A 2,019-nucleotide genomic window follows, 5' to 3' on the forward strand; every position below is an offset into this window, starting at 1 on the left:
AATAAGAATCGGCAGCATATAAATGCCTAAACCAACACCGAATGCCCCCACAGACAAGTGAGTGACTAAAAGTAATATAATTGTCTTCATTTTCATAGCTGTCCCTTCCTTAGTAACAACTTATCTTACCAACAAAACAGATACTTGAAATAACAATTCTGTCTTCCTATGAAATGAGGTCTTTTATCTCTAGCCGCTTTAATCAAATTCTACTTGAGAAGATGCCTCCAGACCACTCCTAACGCCGCATTAAGGGGTGAACAACGCCTCCACCCGACCTAAAGTATTGTACCGTAAACACTAAATTTGAAGTAGATACAAAAATGCCAAGCGTTGAGAATCCCTCTTAAATGCTTTGTTATATTGCCCGCACGACAGAGCCAAGTTTAGCGCCAAGGTGCTGAATTGGTTACAAATCTACTGACTTTGAACTCAGAAGTAAAATGGACAGTTCGAAACTCAATCATAGACAACAAAACGCACTTGGCTAAGAAACGAAATTAGGCAGAATTTTAATAGTTCAGTTAGCCAGAATGACAATGAATTCAAGCGAGAAACCTGACGACAAAGCGCGCTGAAACCACAACTTTCAATGAGGTCTCCACGAAAAAGAAGCCGCGCAAAATGAACTTGAGCCAGCGAAACTTACTAACGAGGAGACTTGCGTGACGTTGCCGCTAATTAACCGCAAAACATTCTACGTGCGATGGTCATTTTGATGGCAACTTTCACGAGACGAACAGGTGTGTAGCTTGAACGCAGAACAAAGATAAACGGATAATTTAACCCTTTGAATCTTATGCAATATAACGCCCAATTAACTTGCGCAGCAACGCAATACAGAGTTTCTGCATTGCGCCATAATCACTAAACCTGATTAGAAGTAAAACTGCCACGCGTTGCAAGTCAGGTTGAATTGTTTGTTAGAGTATTATTCCGATGAACTATTTTTTGTCTCCAAGCTATCTGTCAGCCTGTGATTACTATTAGTGTTTAAAATTCGCCCAGACGTTTGAGTTAAACTTTGTGCAGTTATTGGTCCTGCGGGAGCAGGAACATCTGGAGCACTCGTTTGTGGTTGGGTACTCGAATTAGTTGTATTTTGTTCTGTCATTGGAACCTCTTTTTTCTGTATTGTTTTCAATTCAATGTAATGATTTAAGCTAGCTGTCATCGCTGTAACAACAGCAAAACTAAACGACGCAATAAGTACCCATGATGTAATTCTCAGTAACTTAGCACGCTCTTGATTTGTTTGGATATTGTGAACTGTTGCAGCATCAATTTTGTCAACAACACCCGACAATAGATAAGAATAAGCATTTGATTGCCTATCGCAAAGGTAAGTATGACTTTGTTTAGAGAATTCACCCCAGCTAATATCAGGGATTGCACGGTACCCTTTTCTCGCGGGGATAGCATATATACATATACCAAAGGCAATTACTACCGAAACGATGCTTATCAAAGCTAACAGCAATGTAAAGCCACTACTTAAAACAAACAAACTATATCGATCATAAGCTGCAACAAAGGCACCAAGTAAAGCCGCTGAAATCCATAGGTATGTCTTTGCAACAGAAACCTGATAAGCATTTATATTGGTGTACTGATTCCAGTAATCTTTTTCCGCAAGATCTACAACTAATTTTAGCCCTTTCTCGTAGCTTTCATAATCATATTCGTCGCTCATTTAAATCCTCAAAATTTAACTAATACTCTAACGCCGCGTTAAGTGGTGAACAACGCCAACCACCAAACCTAAACCATTGTACCTTAAACACTTAAGCTAACTTGAACTGAAGTCGCCAAGCGTTGTGAATCCGTCTTAAACGCCTTGTTATGTGCCCGAACTCATTGTGTACTCTGGGTGTCCCGTATGCTCGTCCAGTTGCTCACTTACGACTGCAAAACCTTGAGACAAATAGAACTGATAACTAGCCTGATTTTCCTTGTATACGGAAAGGCTCAAGATCGCCCTTTGAGCTTTGGCATGACTTAATAATTGCTTACCAATGC

2 protein-coding genes are annotated in these 2,019 nt (G+C 40.0%); both read right to left on the bottom strand.

Features of this window, described 5'->3' with window-relative positions; all coding sequences use genetic code 11:
* Nucleotides 1–931 precede the first annotated feature (931 nt).
* The gene (locus L4C39_RS19980) at nucleotides 932–1,693 is read right to left on the bottom strand and encodes a hypothetical protein (RefSeq protein WP_429747737.1); all 762 of its coding nucleotides are present in this window, start codon (nucleotides 1,691–1,693) and stop codon (nucleotides 932–934) included.
* Between the two features lie 147 nt (nucleotides 1,694–1,840).
* Nucleotides 1,841–2,019, bottom strand: a 179-nt coding sequence (locus L4C39_RS19985) for a GNAT family protein (RefSeq protein WP_489686405.1), incomplete at its 5' end; no start/stop codon positions are given.

Source organism: Vibrio clamense, from assembly GCF_050337905.1.
In the GTDB taxonomy this organism is placed as follows: Bacteria; Pseudomonadota; Gammaproteobacteria; order Enterobacterales; family Vibrionaceae; genus Vibrio; species Vibrio cortegadensis.

Coding starts and splice junctions, on each gene's coding strand:
- L4C39_RS19980 (WP_429747737.1), bottom strand. CDS start 1,693: ATGAGCGACGAATATGATTATGAAAGCTACGAGAAAGGGCTAAAATTA.